The 18,658-nt window shown below is 59.9% G+C and carries 18 protein-coding genes and 1 tRNA gene; 11 read left to right on the top strand and 8 right to left on the bottom strand.

The window, feature by feature from the left end; genetic code table 11:
* Positions 1-111: 111 nt before the first annotated feature.
* Entirely contained in the window at positions 112-2,100 is a 1,989-nt protein-coding gene (locus tag CCX46_RS16790) for a peptidase U32 family protein (RefSeq protein WP_127928196.1), read from the top strand.
* Between the two features lie 114 nt (positions 2,101-2,214).
* On the opposite strand, the gene CCX46_RS16795 is transcribed toward CCX46_RS16790, so the two are convergent.
* Positions 2,215-2,289 (bottom strand) — tRNA-Gln (locus CCX46_RS16795).
* Between the two features lie 318 nt (positions 2,290-2,607).
* On the opposite strand from CCX46_RS16795, the gene CCX46_RS16800 reads away from it, so the two are divergent.
* A complete protein-coding gene (locus CCX46_RS16800) occupies positions 2,608-3,633 on the top strand; it encodes an alpha/beta fold hydrolase (RefSeq protein ID WP_127928198.1) in 1,026 nt (341 codons plus the stop codon).
* Positions 3,634-3,849: 216 nt separating this feature from the next.
* Here CCX46_RS16800 and CCX46_RS16805 read toward each other — a convergent pair whose 3' ends face one another.
* The 4 genes from CCX46_RS16805 to CCX46_RS16820 form a co-directional block, all read right to left on the bottom strand.
* On the bottom strand, positions 3,850-4,206 hold the full coding sequence (locus CCX46_RS16805) for a DUF6124 family protein (RefSeq protein WP_095118615.1): 357 nt from the start codon (positions 4,204-4,206) through the stop codon (positions 3,850-3,852).
* 119 nt (positions 4,207-4,325) lie between these two features.
* Positions 4,326-4,691, bottom strand: a complete 366-nt coding sequence (locus CCX46_RS16810) for a DUF6124 family protein (RefSeq protein WP_007919069.1) — start codon at positions 4,689-4,691, stop codon at positions 4,326-4,328.
* Positions 4,692-5,168: 477 nt separating this feature from the next.
* Positions 5,169-6,194, bottom strand: a complete 1,026-nt coding sequence (locus CCX46_RS16815) for a GlxA family transcriptional regulator (protein ID WP_127928200.1) — start codon at positions 6,192-6,194, stop codon at positions 5,169-5,171.
* Positions 6,195-6,240: 46 nt separating this feature from the next.
* Positions 6,241-7,185: a LysR family transcriptional regulator gene (locus CCX46_RS16820; RefSeq protein ID WP_127928202.1), complete on the bottom strand. Its 945-nt coding sequence runs from the start codon at positions 7,183-7,185 to the stop codon at positions 6,241-6,243.
* 116 nt (positions 7,186-7,301) lie between these two features.
* Here CCX46_RS16820 and CCX46_RS16825 point away from each other — a divergent pair, with 116 nt between their 5' ends.
* The 7 genes from CCX46_RS16825 to CCX46_RS16855 all read left to right on the top strand — a co-directional run bounded on the left by CCX46_RS16825 (position 7,302) and on the right by CCX46_RS16855 (position 13,339).
* A complete protein-coding gene (locus tag CCX46_RS16825; protein WP_127928204.1) occupies positions 7,302-7,700 on the top strand; it encodes a RidA family protein in 399 nt (132 codons plus the stop codon).
* 197 nt (positions 7,701-7,897) lie between these two features.
* A complete protein-coding gene (locus tag CCX46_RS16830; RefSeq protein ID WP_127928206.1) occupies positions 7,898-8,761 on the top strand; it encodes a putative selenate ABC transporter substrate-binding protein in 864 nt (287 codons plus the stop codon).
* On the top strand, positions 8,758-9,555 hold the full coding sequence (locus tag CCX46_RS16835) for a phosphonate ABC transporter ATP-binding protein (protein WP_127928208.1): 798 nt from the start codon (positions 8,758-8,760) through the stop codon (positions 9,553-9,555). Before CCX46_RS16830 ends, CCX46_RS16835 begins: the two co-directional genes overlap by 4 nt.
* On the top strand, positions 9,549-10,373 hold the full coding sequence (locus tag CCX46_RS16840; protein ID WP_127928210.1) for a PhnE/PtxC family ABC transporter permease: 825 nt from the start codon (positions 9,549-9,551) through the stop codon (positions 10,371-10,373). The genes CCX46_RS16835 and CCX46_RS16840 overlap by 7 nt, the downstream gene beginning before the upstream one ends.
* Positions 10,370-11,137, top strand: a complete 768-nt coding sequence (gene phnE / locus CCX46_RS16845; protein ID WP_127928212.1) for a phosphonate ABC transporter, permease protein PhnE — start codon at positions 10,370-10,372, stop codon at positions 11,135-11,137. Before CCX46_RS16840 ends, phnE begins: the two co-directional genes overlap by 4 nt.
* Positions 11,138-11,325: 188 nt before the next feature.
* Positions 11,326-13,005, top strand: coding sequence for an MFS transporter (locus tag CCX46_RS16850; protein ID WP_127928214.1), 1,680 nt, complete (start codon positions 11,326-11,328; stop codon positions 13,003-13,005).
* A gap of 118 nt (positions 13,006-13,123) precedes the next feature.
* Complete coding sequence (locus CCX46_RS16855) at positions 13,124-13,339, top strand: hypothetical protein (RefSeq protein ID WP_127928216.1); 216 nt, start codon at positions 13,124-13,126, stop codon at positions 13,337-13,339.
* 198 nt (positions 13,340-13,537) lie between these two features.
* Here the strand turns inward: CCX46_RS16855 and CCX46_RS16860 are convergent, their stop codons facing one another.
* Together CCX46_RS16860 and CCX46_RS16865 are read right to left on the bottom strand one after the other, a co-directional pair.
* A complete protein-coding gene (locus CCX46_RS16860; protein WP_127930415.1) occupies positions 13,538-14,275 on the bottom strand; it encodes a DUF72 domain-containing protein in 738 nt (245 codons plus the stop codon).
* A 144-nt stretch (positions 14,276-14,419) separates the two neighbouring features.
* Complete coding sequence (locus tag CCX46_RS16865) at positions 14,420-16,207, bottom strand: thiamine pyrophosphate-requiring protein (protein WP_127928218.1); 1,788 nt, start codon at positions 16,205-16,207, stop codon at positions 14,420-14,422.
* Between the two features lie 185 nt (positions 16,208-16,392).
* On the opposite strand from CCX46_RS16865, the gene CCX46_RS16870 reads away from it, so the two are divergent.
* Complete coding sequence (locus CCX46_RS16870) at positions 16,393-17,163, top strand: APH(3')-II family aminoglycoside O-phosphotransferase (RefSeq protein WP_127928220.1); 771 nt, start codon at positions 16,393-16,395, stop codon at positions 17,161-17,163.
* Positions 17,164-17,299: 136 nt separating this feature from the next.
* On the opposite strand, the gene CCX46_RS16875 is transcribed toward CCX46_RS16870, so the two are convergent.
* Positions 17,300-17,575 (bottom strand): DUF2798 domain-containing protein, encoded by a 276-nt coding sequence (locus tag CCX46_RS16875; RefSeq protein ID WP_127928222.1) that lies wholly within the window; start codon positions 17,573-17,575, stop codon positions 17,300-17,302.
* Between the two features lie 123 nt (positions 17,576-17,698).
* Here CCX46_RS16875 and CCX46_RS16880 point away from each other — a divergent pair, with 123 nt between their 5' ends.
* Positions 17,699-18,610, top strand: a complete 912-nt coding sequence (locus CCX46_RS16880) for a LysR family transcriptional regulator (protein ID WP_127928224.1) — start codon at positions 17,699-17,701, stop codon at positions 18,608-18,610.
* Positions 18,611-18,658: the final 48 nt, after the last annotated feature.

The following is an 18,658-nucleotide window of genomic DNA, read 5'->3' on the forward strand; positions in this document are numbered from 1 at the left end:
TCCCACAGGGGGTTGTGCAGTGTCAGCTGCCATCGGGCAGCACAGGCGTGCCGGGCGCGCGTTTCACGGGTAGAATGCGCGCCTAACCGTGACAGCCTGACTAAAAAAACTATGTCCTTGCCCAAGCATCATCTGGAATTGCTCAGCCCTGCCCGCGATGTGGCCATCGCCCGTGAGGCGATCCTCCACGGCGCTGACGCCGTGTACATCGGCGGCCCAAGCTTCGGCGCGCGCCACAATGCCTGCAACGAAGTCGGCGAAATCGCCGAACTGGTGGAGTTCGCCCGCAAGTATCACGCGCGCATCTTCACCACCATCAACACCATCCTGCACGACAACGAACTGGAGCCGGCGCGCAAGCTGATCCATCAGTTGTACGACGCTGGTGTCGACGCGCTGATCGTTCAGGATCTGGGCGTGATGGAGCTGGACATTCCGCCGATCGAGCTGCACGCCTCGACCCAGACCGACATCCGCACCCTTGAGCGAGCGAAGTTCCTCGATCAGGCCGGTTTCTCGCAACTGGTATTGGCCCGTGAGCTGAACCTGCAGGAAATCCGCGCGATCGCTGACGAAACCGACGCCGCCATCGAGTTCTTCATCCACGGCGCGTTGTGCGTGGCCTTCTCCGGCCAGTGCAATATTTCCCACGCGCAGACCGGTCGCAGCGCCAACCGTGGCGACTGCTCGCAAGCCTGCCGCTTGCCGTACACCCTCAAAGATGAAAAGGGTGGCGTGATCGCCTACGAAAAACATCTGCTGTCGATGAAAGACAACAACCAGAGCGCCAACATCCGCGCGCTGGTTGAGGCTGGTGTGCGCTCGTTCAAGATCGAAGGTCGCTACAAGGACATGGGCTATGTGAAGAACATCACCGCCTATTACCGCCAGCGCCTCGACGACGTACTCGAAGACCGCCCGGACCTGGCCCGCGCTTCCAGCGGCCGCACCGCGCACTTCTTCCTGCCGGACCCGGAAAAGACTTTCCACCGTGGCAGCACCGATTACTTCGTCACCGATCGCAAGATCGACATCGGCGCTTTCGACTCGCCGACCTTCACCGGTCTGCCAGTGGGCACCGTCGAGAAAGTCGGCAAACGCGATATGCAAGTCGTCACCCAGGAGCCGCTGTCCAACGGCGACGGCTTGAACGTGCTGGTCAAACGCGAAGTGGTCGGTTTCCGCGCCAACATCGCTGAAGCCAAAGGCGAGTTCGAAGAAGACGGCGAGAAGCGCTACCGCTATCGCGTCGAGCCGAACGAAATGCCCGAAGGCCTGTACAAGTTGCGCCCGAATCATCCGTTGAATCGCAACCTCGATCACAACTGGCAACAGGCGCTGCAGAAGACTTCTTCCGAACGTCGCGTAGCCCTGAGCTGGTTCGCTCGTTTGCGTGAAGAACAACTGGAAGTGACCGCTACCAGCGAAGAAGGCATCAGTGCCAGCGTCACCCTGCCCGGTCCGTTCGGTGTGGCCAACAAGCCTGAGCAAGCGCTGGAACAGTTGCGCGATCTGCTCGGCCAGCTCGGCACCACGCAGTACCACGCCACCGACATCAAGCTGGATGCGCCTCAGGCGTTCTTCATCCCCAACTCGCAGCTCAAAGCCCTGCGCCGTGAAGTGATCGAGAACCTGACCACCGCCCGTGTCGCCGCTCATCCGCGTGGCGGCCGTAAGGCTGAAACCAGCCCGCCGCCGGTGTACCCGGATTCGCACCTGACCTTCCTCGCCAACGTCTACAACCAGAAGGCGCGCGACTTCTACCACCGTCACGGCGTCAAGCTGATCGACGCGGCGTACGAAGCACACGAAGAGCCGGGCGAAGTGCCGGTGATGATCACCAAGCACTGCCTGCGTTTCTCCTTCAACCTTTGCCCGAAACAGGCGAAAGGCGTGACCGGCGTGCGCACCAAAGTCGCGCCGATGCAGTTGATCCACGGCGATGAAGTGCTGACGCTGAAGTTCGATTGCAAGCCGTGCGAAATGCACATCATCGGCAAGATGAAAGGCCACATCCTCAACCTGCCGCAACCGGGCAGCGTGGTTGGTCACATCAGCCCTGAAGATCTGATGAAAACCATTCCGCGCGCACCGCACTGAGTGGACGGCGTGCGCGGTGCTTCGGCGCCGCGCATGCCTGCCCTGCTCCGCTGGGACAAATCGCAGACATAAAAAAACGCCAACTTCTTGCGAAGTTGGCGTTTTTTTCGAATATGGCAGGGGCGGCTGGATTCGAACCAACGCATGGCAGGATCAAAACCTGCTGCCTTACCGCTTGGCGACGCCCCTACTGCTCTTTCCAGCTACTTCGTTAGGTTCGCTGTGAGAACGGGGCGCAATTTACCAAGGTTTTTCCGCTTTGTGAAGCGCGGAATGAAATATTTTTTGTTTTAAAACAGCGACTTATTATTTTGGCCTGAATCAGGTCCAGGCTGAGTCGGTTTATCGCTGTGTATCACACTGTGTACGACCCCCACCGCGACACATCGACTTTCGATAAAGCCGTTCTTCGACACAGCCCAGATACGTCTCCGCGCTCAAATGCACTCAAGGTTTCAGGTGTTCATTCAGAACCCTTGGCCAAAGGCTCGCAAAGGAGACGTCACCATGAAGATGGCACTGCACACCCGCAAAACCGCGTTCGGTTTGTCGATTCTGGCTTTGTCGTTGTTCGCTTTTGGCAGCGCTCAGGCGCAAACCGCTGAGCCTGCGACCGCCAGCTATTCCGCGCCCTCGCCTTTCGGCCCGCTCAAGCATGTGAAGGCCGGCGTGCTCGACGTCGCCTACGCCGAAACCGGCCCGGCGAATGGCCCGGTGGTGATCCTGCTGCACGGCTGGCCCTACGACATTCACAGTTACGACGAAGTCGCGCCCTTGCTGGCGGCCAAGGGTTATCGGGTGTTGATGCCGTATGCGCGGGGTTATGGCGATACGCAGTTCCTTTCGAAAGACACCCTGCGCAATGGCCAACCGGCGGCGCTGGCCAGTGATGTGATCGACTTCATGGATGCGCTGAAGATCAAGCAAGCGGTGCTCGGCGGTTATGACTGGGGCGCACGTTCGGCAGGCATCGTTTCGGCGTTGTGGCCGGAACGGGTGAAAGCGCTGGTGTCGGTCAGCGGTTATTTGATCGGCAATCAGGCCGCCGGGCAAAACCCGCTGCCGCCCAAGGCTGAATTGCAGTGGTGGTATCAGTTCTACTTTGCGACTGACCGTGGCCGTGCCGGCTATGAGAAAAACACTCACGACTTCGCCAAGCTGATCTGGCAAACCGCTTCGCCGCAGTGGAAGTTTGATGACGCCACGTTCGACCGCAGCGCCAAGGCGCTGGAGAACCCAGATCACGTCGACATCACCGTGTTCAACTACCGCTGGCGGCTGGGCCTGGTGCAGGGTGAAGCGAAGTACGCCGCGCTGGAGCAGAAACTCGCCACCGCGCCGTCGATCAGCGTGCCAACCATTACCCTCGAAGGCGACGCCAACGGTGCGCCGCACCCGGCGCCGGAGGATTACGCCAAGCGCTTTACCGGCAAGTATCAGTTCCGTTTGATCAACGGCGGGATTGGCCACAACCTGCCGCAGGAAGATCCGCAGGCGTTTGCCAAGGCTGTGATTGATGCGGATCACCTGTAGAAACTAAAAAGTAGTCAGCCGCGAAGGCTGACTGCTTGATTATTTTAGGGTGGGATTAAAGCTTGAGAGATGGTCACGTTTTGCAAATGCTTTGCCTGAACGGACGTCATCGCGAGCAGGCTCACTCCTACAGGGGGAACGCATTTCAAATGTAGGAGTGAGCCTGCTCGCGATCACGCCCGACCAGACACCCTCAACCCCGACTAACGTGCGCAATCACTCGGTTGGCACAACCAGATCCAACGCCTTGTTCACCGCCAATTCCCCCAACATGACCACTTGCGCAATGCCCAGCAGGGTATGTCGATTTGCGCCCTCCAGCATCCCGGCAAAATTACCGAGCATGACCGAGGCGGACGCCAACGACCCGCAAGCATTGGTCAGCAACGCCTCGGTGTCGGCTTGCGGGTTGGCCATGAACAGAGCGTTGGGCGTATAGGGTTCGGCCATAATCGCGGCAGGCAGCAGGTAATGGTCAAGCGCACGCTCAGCCGCTTCGTGGAGCTTTCTTGAATTGGGCGATGCGTACGGGGACACCAAGTCAGTGACCGGTGGTTCGGGTGGTTGGGACATTAGCTGAAACTCCAGACAAGAACCGCTTCAGGTTCCTTGATAGAAGGCGTGAAGCGCCGCGATTGCGGACGCTTCCGTGCAAATGAGGGCGCGAGCGCCCTCACCCATCTGCATCGCGACTAGTGCGGCAAGCGCTGGTTATCCAGGACTCGACCGACCACCAACTCACTAAGCATGATCACCTGTTGCAGGATCAGCATCTTTTTGCGCTGTGAAGGGTCAATCGAATCGGCGAGTTCACGGGCCATGTCAGTGGCGGAGGACAAGGTTTCAGTGGCTTCGACGAGCAGGGTTTCGTTATCCACTGTGGGGTCGATGAGGTAGATCTTGCCGGTTTTGCGGGTGGGGATTGAAGTCTTCAGCGCGGAAGGATTGAGGTAGAAGTTGATCGCGCGGTCGGTGGCCTCTTTGATGTTTTGAGGTTCGAGCGCGGCGTCGTAGGGGATTGGATCGGTTTCTGGCGGGTTTGGCGTAATTTTGAACATAGATGACACTCGCTTAGCAAAAAATAAGGAGCCATCACTCACGCTACCAAACGAGGTGGTGACCATTGCGCAGGTTGGTAGACCGGTCTAAGCGAGTAAACCCCGGCGCTCCCGAAGGAGCCCCACGCATGGCCACCATAAAAAACCGAGCCCCGAAAAGAGACTGCATATAGCGGCGCATAACGCTTAGAAAACGGGCTACCAAACCCGATCACTGTTTTGCAGTGACAGGGAAACGATACAGCCCGCCTCAAGGCGCGTAAGCCGGCGGATTCTGGCGTACGCGTAGGCAACGGCGCAAGGTGTTGTAGCCGTTATGGCGTAACAGTGCGTGTAAGTTAAACGTGTGTGGGTGATGGTGTTTAAGAGCCCCTCACCCTAGCCCTCTCCCAGAGGGAGAGGGGACCGACCGTGGTGTTTGGGGGAGGTACGCCGACGTGGGATATTGAGGTGAATTCAGGTGGGTGACGGCTGGTGTTATTTGACCAGCCGTTTTTCTTTGGAGGGTCTGTAGCCGAAATACGAGCTGTAGCATTTGCTGAAATGGCTGGGGGAAACGAAGCCGCACGCTACGAGCACTTCCACTTGTGACAGCTCGGTGTGTTGCAGCAAACGCCTTGCTTCGGTGATGCGCAGTTCGAGGTAATAGCGCTGCGGCGTGGTGCCCAGTTGCTCCTTGAACAAGCGCTCCAACTGGCGACGTGAGCGCCCCGCGTACACGGCCAGTTGCTCCAGCTCCAGCGGTTCCTCCAGATTGGCATCCATCAGTTTCACCACTTCACGCAGCGGCGCACTGACGCAGAGGTTTTCATCCGGTTTGATCCGGCGGTAGCGCGATTCCTCAAAAGCCAGAATGTCTTCGATGCCTTCGACCAAGGCTTTGCCGTGCAGGCTTTTTATCCAGTCGAGTGCCATGTGAAAGGCCCCGGACGGACTCGAAGCCGTCAGCCGGTCGCGATCGATCACGTAAGGCTCACTGCTGACGTGGGTGGCTTTGGCGATCTCGGTCAGCGCCGGGCGGTGTTCCGGGTGGATCGCGCAGCGATAGCCGTCGAGCAGCCCGGCCCGGCCGAGAAACCACGAACCGTTCCACAACCCGGCCAGACCGATGCCCCGCTCCGCCGCAGCCTTGAGCAAATGAATGAATTCATCACTCGCGCGCAGTTCGGTGCGATACCCGCCACACACTACCAGCAGATCCAGTTGCTGAAGCGCGGCCGAATCCAGACGTGCATCGGGGCGGATCACCAGCCCCAGATCACTGATGACTTCGCCGTCACCCAAACCAAACGTACGCGAGGAAAACAAACCCGGACGCAGCAGATTGGTGGTGACAACGGTGTCCAGCGCCTGGGTAAAGGCCGGCAGTGAAAAGTGTTCGAGCAGCAGAAAACCGGTGCGGGTCAGGCGCGTGTCATCCGCGCCTTGCTCATTCAGATAGCGGAGGTTTTTCCCCTTCATGCCTCCGCTGAATTGGCGTCGTTCGATCAAGTTCGGGTCCATCGGTCATGTTGTTGTGCGCCGATAGTTGGCTCGAATGGCGTCAGAGTCAATCACCTGTCGTTGACCGCACCCCCAGCCGATCGATCAACGGGTCATGCTGCGCCATCACCTCGACAATCCAGTCGATGAACACTCGCAGTTTCAGGCTGACATGGCGGTTCGGTGGATACGCGATGTAGAGCGGCATCGACTTGAGTTTCCAGTCCTCGAACAGCGGCACCAGTTCGCCGCGCGCCTCGTGTTCGGCAGACATGTATTTGGGCAGCCACAGCACGCCCAGGCCCGCCAGACCTGCCGCGAGGTAGGCATTACCATCATCGACCGCGAGCACGTGACGGCCTTTGATTTGCAGGTTTTCACTGGCGTTGTGCAAGGCATACGGCACCGGTTTGCCGGTACGTGCCCAGAGGAAACCGACCACCCGATGATGGCTGCCTTCCAGCTCCCGTGGATGCGCAGGTGTGCCCGCGCGTGCCAGATATTGCGGTGCGGCGAATACACCCAACTGCAGATCGGCGACCTTGCGCGCCATCAGCGACAAGTCCATAAGCTCGCCACCGCGCACCACGCAATCGACATTCTCATCAATAATGTCGACGATGCGGTCGCTGACGCCCATGTCGATCTGGATATCCGGATAACGCGCGTGAAACTCAGGCAGGGCCGGCACCAGAATCAACCGTGCCAGCGGACTCGGTACGTCCACGCGTAGCCGCCCCTTGGGCAACGCCGCCGCGCCGGGCAGGCTGGTTTCGGCGTCGTCCATATCCGCTAGCAGCTTGATCACCCGCTCGTAATAAACCGCTCCATCGGCGGTGACGTTGACCTTGCGTGTGGTGCGGTTGAGCAGTTTGACCCGCAGCCGTGCCTCCAACTGTTGAACCAGTTGCGTCACGGTGGTTTTGCTCATGTGCAGGGTTTCGGCGGCTTTGGTGAAACTTCCGGCCTCGACCACCCGGGCGAACGCCTGCATTGCGTCAAATCGGTCCACGATTGAGCCTCTGATTGTTTGGGATTCACAAACAGTGAACGCCAAGCTTGCGCGTTTATCGCCCGTCTGCAAATACCTACAGTGGCTCCATCAACTCAAATGAAGGAGACACTTCCATGACTCAGCGCGATGTTGTTTTCCCACCCGCACGCCGCACCCTCTATGAGCGGCATCGATACTCGCCAGCCATTCGCTCCAACGGTTTTCTGTTTGTCTCGGGACAGGTCGGTAGTACCGAAGACGGCACGCCCGAGCCGGACCTGAAAAACCAGGTGCGTCAGGCTTTCACTAACCTTAATGCAATCCTTGAGGAGGCCGGTTCCAGCTTCGATGACGTGGTCGATGTCACCGTGTTTATCGTTGACCCCCAGTCGAAATTCGAGACGATCTGGGATGTGGTGCTGACCGAGTTCTGGGGCGAGGCGCCACATCCAACCGTGACCGCCGTCGGCGTGACCTGGCTGTATGGGTTTGATTTCGAGATCAAGGTGATTGCCAGACTGCCCGAATCCTGACAGGCATCAAACCTTTAGGAGCAGCGTGCCGCAGCTCCTGAAGGAACTGGGCGTAAAACCTCGTATAGCTCCAATGCTGGCCTTTGACGCCTCGAATGCGTATAACCTCGCCGTTTCGTCTACCCTGACTTTGCGCCCCGCGTTGATCCCGCAGCGGCGGCCTATCGCCTTTTGACGCTCACGAAACGGAGAATTCCATGCTCAAACGAACACTGGCACTGACCGCCGGCCTGGCCCTGTCCTTTTCTACTTTGATGGTGCAAGCCGCCGACGTTTTGCGAGTCAGCGCGATTCCCGACGAAGCACCGACCGAACTGCTGCGCAAATTCGAACCGCTGGGTGCCTATCTGGAGCAGCAACTGGGCATGAAGGTGCAGTTCGTGCCGGTGGCCGATTACCCGGCAGTGGTTGAAGCCTTGGCGACCGATCGCCTCGACATGGCCTGGCTCGGCGGTTTTACCTTTGTGCAGGCGCGTTTAAAGACTGATGCAACGACGCCAGTCATTCCGCTGGTTCAGCGCGAACAGGACGCGCAGTTCACGAGCAAATTCATCACTGCTGACCCGAACGTGAAAAGCCTGGCGGATCTGAAAGGCAAGACCTTCGCCTTCGGTTCGGTATCGTCCACTTCCGGCAGCCTGATGCCGCGTTACTTCATGCTGAAAAACGACAACATCAAGCCTGAAGCGTATTTCAGTCGCGTCGCCTACTCCGGCGCGCACGATGCCACCGTGGCCTGGGTGCAGGCCGGCAAGGTCGACGCCGGTGTACTGAACGCCAGCGTCTGGCAGAAACTGGTCGACGCCGGCAAGGTCGACACCACCAAGGTCAAAGTCTTCGCCACCACGCCGACCTACTTCGATTACAACTGGACCGTGCGCGGCACCCTCGATCCGGCTCTGGCGGCGAAGATCAAGAAAGCCTTCCTCAATCTGGACCCGGCCAACCCTGAGCAAAAGAAGATTCTTGATCTGCAAGCCGCCAGCCGTTTTATCGACACCAAGCCTGAGAACTACAAGGGCATCGAGGAAGCCGCCCGCGCTGCCGAACTGCTGAAATGACCCTGAGCCTCAACCAGGGCAGCCTGCGCCACGCCAATGGAGTCGACGCCCTGCGCGGTGTCGACTTGCAGATTGGCGTTGGTGAACAGGTCGCCATCATAGGCCCGTCCGGGGCTGGCAAATCGAGTTTGCTCAACCTGCTGGCCACCGCGTTGCGGCCCAGCAGCGGTGAAGTTGAAGTGTTGGGTGAACGCGCCTGGCACTTGTCCGCCCGCCAGCGTCAACGCCTGCGTGCGCGAATCGGTCTGGTGCATCAGGCACCGCCGTTGCCGCCGCGTCAGCGCGTGGTCACGGCGGTGCTGGCCGGTAAGCTCGGCCAATGGAGTCTGGGTAAAAGTCTTCTGAACCTGTTGCATCCACTGGATGTGGCGGGTGCGCGCGCGGCGTTGGCGCGGCTGGATCTGGGTGACAAGTTGTTCGCGCATTGTCAGCAACTGTCTGGCGGCCAGTTGCAACGCGTCGGGATTGCCCGGGTGTTGTATCAGGCGCCGGAGATTCTGCTGGCTGATGAACCGGTGTCAGCGATGGACCCGGTGATGGCCGGGCATACCCTGTCGATCCTCTCGCGCCACGCTCGCGAGCACAACGTGACACTGGTGGCCAGCCTGCATGCGGTGGATCTGGCGTTGTCGCACTTCCCTCGGATCATCGGTTTGCGCGACGGGCAGATTCTGTTCGACAGCCCTTCCGGACAAGTCAGCCATGAAATGCTCGATGCGCTGTACGCCAACGAAAAACTGCAATCGCCGACGGCTGCGGTGACGCCTTTGACTGTGCAGATCCCCCGATGCTGAAAGCCGATTCACGGGATCCGGCGGCGTGGCCGCGATTGATGCTGACGTTGCTGGCGATAGCCTTGCTGTGGCCGGGCGTTCAGCTCAGCGAGCTGAATTTGGGTGTATTGCTGCCCGACAGCCAGAATGAAATGGGCCGTTTTGTCGCGCAATTCTGGCCACCTGCACACGACCAAGCGTTTCTCCAATTACTGCTCAAAGCCACTCTGCAAACCTTGGCCATCGCCACCGCCGGCATGGCTTTGGCGCTGTTGCTGGCGGTACCGGCGGGCCTGATTGCCAGTCGCGCGCTGTCGCTGTCCGCCGCCTCGCGCGGTGGCGTGCCGAGCCGACTGGGGCGTCTGCTGCGCTGGCCGGTTCGCGGTTTGCTGATCTTTTTGCGCAGCGTGCCGGAAATTGTCTGGGCGCTGTTGTTTGTGCGCGCTGTTGGAATTGGTCCGGCGGCAGGTGTGTTGGCGATCGCCATCACGTACAGCGGCATGCTGGGCAAGGTTTACGCGGAGATTTTCGAATCCACTGATCAGCGCCCGGCACACGCGTTGTTGCAGGCCGGCAGCGGCCGGTTGGCGGCGTTTGCTTACGGCACGTTGCCCAATGTTGCGTCGGAACTGCTGTCGTATACGGTCTATCGCTGGGAATGCGCGATCCGCGCATCCGTGGTGATGGGGTTTGTTGGCGCCGGAGGCTTGGGTCAGCAGATCGACCTGTCGATCCGCATGTTCGCCGGCGGTGAAGTCGCCAGTATTCTGCTGTGCTTCCTGATTCTGGTGTTGGCCGCCGATCAACTCAGCCGCTTGCTGCGCTGGAGGTTGACATGAATCGTTTGCTCAACCTGCTGCTGATCGCCGGTATTGCGCTGGCGGTGATCGCTTCCTTCGTTTATCTGGGGCTGGATCTTGGCGAACTGGGCAGCGCCACCAGCCTCAAGCAGATGGGCGCGTATGTGCAGCGCTTTCTGAGCCCGGATCTGAGCGCCGATTACCTCAAGGCAATCTTCCACGGTTCGCTGGAAACGTTGGCCATGTCGGCCCTCGGCACCCTGCTCGCCGCCGTGTTCGGCATCGCCCTGGCGCTGCCCGCCGCCGGGCGTTTCGGCTGGCCGCTGCAAAGTGCCTCGCGCTTGCTGCTCAACGCCTTGCGGGCGATTCCGGAACTGGTCTGGGCGGCGCTGATGGTGCTTGCCGCCGGCCTCGGCCCGAACGCCGGCACCCTCGCCCTCGCCCTGCACACCACCGGCGTGCTTGGTCGGTTGTTTGCCGAAGCTCTGGAAAATACGCCGCCGCAACCGGCCGAAGCCATTCGTTTGCAGGGCGGCAATCCGCTCCTTGCCTTCTGTTACGGCACGCTGCCGAACCTTGCGCCGCAACTGCTCGCCTACATTCTGTATCGCTGGGAAAACAACATCCGCATGGCCAGCGTGCTGGGTTTTGTCGGCGCCGGCGGGCTTGGGCAGATGCTCTATGTGAGCCTCAGCCTGTTTCAGGAAGCGCAGGCGAGTACGGTGATTCTGGCAATGCTGGTGTTGGTGTTTGTGGTCGACTGGCTGAGTGCGTGGAGTCGTCAGCGCTGGGTCAAGGCCTGATGCGCGGGCCGGCGGGTGGATATCTGGCAAAAGCTGATTATGCTTCAGGAAACCTTGCAGCAATGCGAGGCGGTCAGACTGTGCAAGTTTCACGCGAGAGCAGTTGCGGCATACGCCACAAGGCCAGAGTGCGATAAACGGTAACGGGGGACTCCGGCCTACGACAATAAGCACGACGGAGAACACCCATGCCCACAATCGACACAGCATCCACCGGCAGTCCACCGCGCAGCGGCGGCATCACCAAGGAGGAGCGCAAGGTCATCTTCGCTTCGTCCTTGGGCACGGTTTTCGAGTGGTACGACTTTTACCTCTACGGCTCACTGGCGGCGATCATTGCCAAGCATTTCTTCGCCGGCGTCAACGAAACCACCGCGTTCATCTTTGCTCTGCTCGCCTTTGCCGCCGGCTTCGCGGTGCGGCCGTTCGGGGCGATCGTGTTCGGCCGGCTCGGCGACATGATCGGACGCAAACACACATTCCTCATCACCATCGTCATCATGGGCATCTCGACAGCCATTGTCGGTATATTGCCTGGCTACGCGACCATAGGTGTCGCCGCACCCGTCATCCTGATCACCCTGCGTCTATTGCAAGGCCTGGCGCTCGGTGGCGAGTATGGCGGGGCTGCGACCTACGTGGCCGAACACGCGCCGCGCAACAAACGCGGGTTCTTCACCTCGTGGATTCAAACCACTGCGACGCTTGGCCTGTTCCTTTCGTTGCTGGTGATCCTCGCCTGCCGCACCGCACTGGGCACCGAAGCCTTCGAAGCGTGGGGCTGGCGGATTCCGTTTCTGCTGTCGATCCTGCTGCTGATCGTCTCGGTGTACATTCGCCTGCAACTGAGCGAATCACCGGTGTTCCAGAAGATGAAGGCCGAAGGCAAGGCGTCGAAAGCGCCACTGACCGAGTCCTTCGCGCGCTGGGACAACCTCAAAGTGGTGATCATGTCGCTGCTTGGCGGCACGGCCGGGCAAGCGGTGGTCTGGTACACCGGGCAGTTCTATGCGCTTTTTTTCCTGCTGCAAACGCTGAAGATCGACCCGCAGACCGCCAATCTGCTGATCGCCGGTTCACTGCTGATCGGCACGCCGTTCTTCGTGATTTTCGGCAGCCTCTCTGATCGTATCGGGCGCAAGCCGATCATCATGGTCGGCTGCATTCTGGCGGCGCTGACCTACTTCCCGATCTTTCATGCGCTGACCCAATACGGTAACCCCGACGTGTTCATCGCCCAGGAGAAGAACCCGGTCAAAGTCATCGCCAACCCCGACCAGTGCTCGTTCCAGTTCGACCCGGTGGGCAAGGCCAAATTCACCAGTTCCTGCGACCTGGCGAAGACCTTGCTGGCAAAACGGGCGATTCCCTATGAGAACGTGATTGCGGAGCCGGGCACCGTCGCGCAAGTGCGCATCGGTGACAAAGTCGTCGAGAGTTTTGAAGGCAGCACCCTGCCAGCCGCCGACTTCAAGACGCGCAATGATGCGTTCACCGCGACCCTCGGCACAGCACTCAAGGAGGCCGGTTATCCGGAGAAAGCCGACCCGGCGAAAACCAACTACCCGATGGTCCTGCTCCTGCTCACCGTGCTGGTGATCTACGTGACCATGGTTTACGGCCCGATCGCGGCGTGGCTGGTCGAGCTGTTCCCGACCCGTATCCGCTACACCTCGATGTCACTGCCGTATCACATCGGCAACGGCTGGTTCGGTGGCTTCCTGCCGACGGTGGCTTTCGCCATGGTTGCCGCGACTGGGGACATCTATTACGGCTTGTGGTACCCGATCGTGATTGCGGTGATGACGGCGGTACTCGGCACGTTCTTCCTGCCGGAAACCAAGGATCGCGACATTCTCAAGGACTGAAAACCGTCAGCGCGCCCTCTCCATCGCGGGAGGGCGCCATTCGGCACAACCCGGCAAAAATATCGAACGCCTGCCGCACTGCCTGCCTCCAATGTTTACACCACTGGAGGTCACCAATATGAACAGCGACGATAAAACCCCGAACGCCCCGCCCACCGATACGTCCGGTAAACCGGTGAATGTGGTCGAGCGCGATCTTGAAGACCGGGACGATGACAGCGAAGCCGTGGATGAAGTCATCACGCCTTCGTCCACAAGGGTGAAGGAACAGGACGCCGAGACGCTGCAGCGCAAGATCGATGAGATCGAGCGCAAAGTGGCCGACGGTAATTAGTGTTTTTTCAGGCGATCGCAACCGTCTGCTGGCTCTACCCCCTCACCCCAGCCCTCTCCCCCAAGGGGGCGAGGGGGAAAGGGAGCCGGTTTGTGTGCTTTTCAAATCTTGCGTTCAACTCGGTCTTTCAAGTCGGCGTAACTTGCACAAACACCTCGGTCAGTCCCCTCTCCCTCTGGGAGAGGGTTAGGGTGAGGGCTACTTCGCCAAGTTGAGTTTCACGGCCGCGCGAATCTGCGCAAGCGTCAAGGCGTTGCTCAGTGCTGCGCCGCTGGCGGTGTTGTCGAAAATACACCAGGTCGCCGCACCTGCAGCAGCCGCTGACTGCAAGGCTTGTGCGAGGTTTTGCAAGTAAAGTGAATCATAGGCGCTGTGGTAGATGCGCGGTGAACCGTGCAGGCGCCAGTAACGGGTGCCCGCCCAGCCACTGGGCGCTGCATCACTGCTGATGCGCGAGGGATCGACGGCCGCTTGGGCGATCTGACAAGTCTTCAACATTGACTCAGCGCTGACCCACGATGCATGCCGTGGCTCAAGCACCACAGGGCCGGAAAACCGCTGACGCAACGTCGTGAAAAAGGCGTAGGCGCTGGCTTCTTCGAACACCAGCGATGGCGGCAATTGCACCAATAAGCAGCCCAGGCGCTCGCCCAACCCGCCGCACTCAGCCAGAAACTTGTCCAGCGTCGCCTCGCAGCCTGCCAGGCGTAATTCATGGGTAATGTGTTTGGGCATTTTCACCGAAAAGCGAAAGGCCTCCGGTACGCCATCGGCCCAGCGCTCATAGGTTTGCCGACGGTGCGGGCGGTAGAACGAACTGTTGATTTCCACGCCGTTGAGGCGCCCGGCGTAGCGCTGCAAGTGCGAGCCTTCCACCGGAAATGCCGGCCAATGCTCACGCCCCAGACTCCAGCCTGCACAGCCAATGAAAATCAAAAACACACCTCCTCACCTGTATGCGCTGATCGTTCCCACGCGCAGCAAATGCAGCCCGTGACGCTCCGCGTCACTGGACGCAGAGCGTCCCTAGAGGCATTCCCACGCAGAGCGTGGGAACGATCAAGCCTGCTCGCTAACCGGTTATTTTTTCCCGGGCAATACCGAGCCGAGCACCTGCTTGGCGGTTTGCATGATCACCCCGGCCTCATCCGGATCGCCCTTGAGCAACGTCGTGGCAAACTTCTTCGCCTGCTCAAGTTTGATGTGCGGCGGCAGCGGCGGCACGTTCGGGTCAGTCTTGAACTCGATCAGCACCGGCACCTCCGAGGCCAGTGCCTTTTCCCAGGCAGCGGCGACGTCTTCTTCGCGATCGACAAAAATGCCCTTCAGGCCGATAGAAATGGCGAACAAGTGATACGGCACGTCAGGAATGCTTTGCGAGGCTTCGAACTTTGGATCGCCCTCCATCACCCGCTGCTCCCACGTCACCTGATTGAGGTCCTCGTTGTTGAACACCGCGCAGATCCATTTCGGGCTCGACCATTGCCGCCAATACTTGGCGACGGTAATCAGCTCGGCCATGTTGTTCATCTGCATCGCACCGTCGCCCACCAGTGCGATCACTGCACGCTCGGGGTAGGCGAATTTGGCGGCAATCGCGTAAGGCACCGCAGCGCCCATGGACGCAAGTCCGCCGGACAATGAGCACTGCATGCCACGGCGGATTTTCAGGTCACGGGCAAACCAATTGGCGCACGAGCCCGAATCGCTGGTGACGATTGCCTCATCGGGCAGGCGCGGCGACAGCTCATACACCACCCTTTGCGGGTTGACCGGGTCGGCTTTGACCATCGCGCGTTTTTCCAGGGTTTTCTCCCAGCTACCGCGCCAGCCTTCGACTTTCTTGCGCCATTTGTTCGAGGTTTTCTGTTCGAGTAGCGGCAACAACGCCGCGAGGGTTTCCGCCGAATCGCCGACCAGATTGACTTCCATCGGATAGCGCAGGCTGAGCATGTCGGGCTGCAAATCGATCTGCACGCCACGGGCCTGACCCTCCTTGGGCAAAAACTCCGCGTAGGGAAAGCCCGAACCGATCATCAGCAAGGTGTCGCATTCGTTCATCAGCTTGTAGCTCGGTTCAGTGCCGAGCAGGCCTATGCTGCCGGTGACCCAAGGCAAATCGTCCGGCAGCGCGGCTTTGCCCAACAGCGCTTTGGCGACGCCAGCGCCGAGCTTTTCCGCCACCGCGATGACTTCATCAGTCGCTTGCAATGCCCCGGCGCCAACCAGAATCGCGACCTTTTCGCCCGCGTTCAAAACGTCGGCGGCCCGCTGCAGATCGGCGTCATAAGGCAACACTTTGGGTTTCGTATAACCCACACCGGAATGCGCAGTGCCATGGGCGCGCGCGGGTGCTTCGTATTTCAGATCCTGCAAATCGTTGGGCAGAATCAGCGCGGTCACCCGACGCTCGCCCACGGCCGTGCGCACTGCACGGTCGAGCAGATGCCGAACCTGCGAAGGCGCTGACGCTTGTTGCACGAATGCTCCGGCGACATCCTTGAACATCGACACCAGATCAAGCTCTTGCTGGTAGTGACTGCCCAGCGCGGTGCGTGCTTGCTGACCGACGATGGCCAGCACCGGCATGTGATCCAGGCGCGCATCGTAGAGGCCGGTGATCAGGTGCGAAGCGCCGGGGCCGGAAGTGGCGATGCACACACCCAACTCGCCAGTGAACTTGGCATGCGCCGAGGCCATGAACGCGGCCATTTCTTCATGGCGTGCCTGGATGAATTCGATTTTTCCCTTGGCCCGGCTGAGCGCGCCGAACACGCCGTTGATGCCGTCACCCGGATAGCCAAAAATCCGCGTGACGCCCCATTGGCTGAGCCGCTCAACCAGAAAATCTCCTACGGTCATGGTCATCTTGATCCTCGTCTTTCTCCGCTGCATGAAGCTGTCCCGGCAGAACATCCGCCGGGAGATGTAAGGGTCTGGACAGTCGGCTTGTCGGCGAAGTTTCGATTGATTTCCCTGAACCGATCCTTGTTTGCGCACCAAACCGCCAGAGCGGCACAATGCGCGCTTCAATAATCGCAAGGACAAAAGACATGGATTTCCCCGCAGCATGGCGCAGCCAATTTGCCGGTGCGGCCATTGAACAGCAGACCATTGGCGAGTCGCGCGCTGATGTATGGCGGATTACACCTGCCGGGGCGGCGCCGCAGTTCGTCAAAACCGAACAAGTGATGACTTGGGGCGAGTTGCCCGGTGAAGTGCAACGCTTACGCTGGATGGCGACTCAGGATTTACCGGCGCCGCGTGTGCTCGACACCACCACCCAAGCGCAACACAACTGGCTGTTGATGACCGCCGTGCCAGGTCGGGATCTTGCCAGCAGCGAGCACCTTTCGCCGGAGCAGATCGTCGCGCTCGCGGCGCAGGCACTGCGCACACTGCACGCGGTGGCGATCGACAGTTGCCCGTTCGATCACAGTCTGGAGCAGAAGATCACACGGGCCCGCGAACACCTGCTCGCCGGATTGATCGATGAAGAGGACTTCGACGATTCGCGCATTGGCCAATCCGCCGAAGCCGTGTTCCAGCAGATGCTCGCCACACGTCCGACGCAGGAAGATCTGGTGGTGACTCATGGCGATGCGTGCCTGCCCAACCTGCTCGCCGCCAATGGCCGCTTCAGTGGGTTTGTCGACTGCGGACGACTGGGCGTCGCTGACCGTTATCAGGATTTGGCGCTGGCCGCCCACAGCATCACGGACAACCTCGGCGCGCAGTGGCTGCCGCTGTTTTTCGAGGTCTATGGTGTGGAACCGGATCAGCAGCGGATCGCCTTTTATCAGTTGCTCGACGAGTTTTTCTGAGGCACCCCACAAAACCTCTCGGTCTGCGGTGAGGCCATTCGCGAGCAGGCTCGCTCCCACAGGGAATCGCGGTCTAAATGTGGGAGCGAGCCTGCTCGCGAAGACGTCAGAACAGTCACTGCTGAGACGGGGCCTTTCAACAATGCGGATGCACCGTCCACGCCACCAGTTTGATCACGATCGGCCGCACGACCAGGATGCACAGAAACGCCACGGGCATCGCCAGCTTGTAGGCGTGCAAGGCATTACTCAGGTAGTCGTTATCAATGCCCGAGTTGGCGGCAGTGATCACCAGCGACATCAGAAAGGCCATGATCGTCGCCATGTACAACGCAAACACATACGGCGTGGCACGCGGCGCCAGCTTGCGGCGACCGATGATCAAGGCTTCGGCGTTGGTTCTTTGATTCATATGGCTTTTCCATCCATTGACAGGGAGACCGCACGTTAGCAAAGCCGACCCAGCGCAACTAGACGCTCAACCGCAGGTACTTTATAAAGCAGATCTTACGAATCCACCCTCGGCAGGACATGGATGAATCTGTTAGCGGCGATTGCCAGTTTTATCAAAGTGGTCGAAGCCGGCTCGATTGTCGGCGCCGCCAAAATTCTCGGCGTCAGCGCAGCGGCGGTCAGTCAGACGATCAATCGACTGGAAGCGCACCTCGGCGTACGCCTGTTGCAACGCACCACGCGCAGCATGGCGCTGACCGAAAACGGCGCGGTGTACTACGAGAAAGTCCGGCGCATCGCCGCCGATCTGGAGGCCGCGCAAAGCTCGATCAGCCACGATGAAACCGAGCTGCAAGGCCGGCTGAGCATTGCCTCCACCTCAGCGTTCGGCCGCCATGTGCTGGCATCCCTGATCGCCAGTTTTGGCGCACTGCACCCGCGCCTGCTGATCGAACTCTCGACCACCAATGGCAAGATCAACCACATCCAGGACGGCATCGATCTGAGCCTGCGGATCAAGCCGCAACTGGAGGACGGCATCGTCGCGCGCAAGATCGTTTCACTGCCCTTTATCATGTGCGCCGCACCGGCCTATCTTCAGCGCGCTGGGTGGCCGAAATCGCCGGATGATTTGCAAAACCATGCCTGCCTGGTCTTTCGTTATCCCTTGGACGGGCGTTTTCTGCGCTGGAGTTTTGTTCGCGACGGCCAGCGTTTCGACGCCCCTATCAATGCCACCGCCATCAGTGATGACATCGATGCCCTGGCGCAAATGGCTGTGCACGGCGCCGGGGTCACGCGACTGGCGGAGTTTGTTGCGGCGCCTTACCTGGCGAGCGGGCAATTGGTGCCGCTGTTTGAACACAGCGTCGTCCAGCCCATGGACATCTACGCCTGCGTACAGGAACGCGCGGCGATGACGCCCAAGGTCAAAGCCTTTCTGGACTATCTGACGGCGCATCTGGCCACGCGCTGGCCAATGGAAAATGTTTAAGACGCAGGGCTCAAAGAGGCTCGCTGAAGCGCGCGAAATCAGTCAAAG

Source organism: Pseudomonas sp. RU47, assembly GCF_004011755.1.
Lineage (GTDB): Bacteria > Pseudomonadota > Gammaproteobacteria > Pseudomonadales > Pseudomonadaceae > Aquipseudomonas.

Excerpts from the sequence above, each read along its gene's own strand:
- CCX46_RS16850 (WP_127928214.1), top strand. The coding sequence starts at position 11,326 with ATGCCCACAATCGACACAGCATCCACCGGCAGTCCACCGCGCAGCGGC.
- CCX46_RS16870 (WP_127928220.1), top strand. The coding sequence starts at position 16,393 with ATGGATTTCCCCGCAGCATGGCGCAGCCAATTTGCCGGTGCGGCCATT.
- CCX46_RS16825 (WP_127928204.1), top strand. The coding sequence starts at position 7,302 with ATGACTCAGCGCGATGTTGTTTTCCCACCCGCACGCCGCACCCTCTAT.
- CCX46_RS16800 (WP_127928198.1), top strand. The coding sequence starts at position 2,608 with ATGAAGATGGCACTGCACACCCGCAAAACCGCGTTCGGTTTGTCGATT.
- CCX46_RS16840 (WP_127928210.1), top strand. The coding sequence starts at position 9,549 with ATGCTGAAAGCCGATTCACGGGATCCGGCGGCGTGGCCGCGATTGATG.
- CCX46_RS16880 (WP_127928224.1), top strand. The coding sequence starts at position 17,699 with ATGAATCTGTTAGCGGCGATTGCCAGTTTTATCAAAGTGGTCGAAGCC.
- CCX46_RS16790 (WP_127928196.1), top strand. The coding sequence starts at position 112 with ATGTCCTTGCCCAAGCATCATCTGGAATTGCTCAGCCCTGCCCGCGAT.
- CCX46_RS16875 (WP_127928222.1), bottom strand. The coding sequence starts at position 17,575 with ATGAATCAAAGAACCAACGCCGAAGCCTTGATCATCGGTCGCCGCAAG.
- CCX46_RS16855 (WP_127928216.1), top strand. The coding sequence starts at position 13,124 with ATGAACAGCGACGATAAAACCCCGAACGCCCCGCCCACCGATACGTCC.
- CCX46_RS16815 (WP_127928200.1), bottom strand. The coding sequence starts at position 6,194 with ATGGACCCGAACTTGATCGAACGACGCCAATTCAGCGGAGGCATGAAG.
- CCX46_RS16835 (WP_127928208.1), top strand. The coding sequence starts at position 8,758 with ATGACCCTGAGCCTCAACCAGGGCAGCCTGCGCCACGCCAATGGAGTC.
- CCX46_RS16865 (WP_127928218.1), bottom strand. The coding sequence starts at position 16,207 with ATGACCATGACCGTAGGAGATTTTCTGGTTGAGCGGCTCAGCCAATGG.
- CCX46_RS16805 (WP_095118615.1), bottom strand. The coding sequence starts at position 4,206 with ATGTCCCAACCACCCGAACCACCGGTCACTGACTTGGTGTCCCCGTAC.
- CCX46_RS16810 (WP_007919069.1), bottom strand. The coding sequence starts at position 4,691 with ATGTTCAAAATTACGCCAAACCCGCCAGAAACCGATCCAATCCCCTAC.
- CCX46_RS16830 (WP_127928206.1), top strand. The coding sequence starts at position 7,898 with ATGCTCAAACGAACACTGGCACTGACCGCCGGCCTGGCCCTGTCCTTT.
- phnE (WP_127928212.1), top strand. The coding sequence starts at position 10,370 with ATGAATCGTTTGCTCAACCTGCTGCTGATCGCCGGTATTGCGCTGGCG.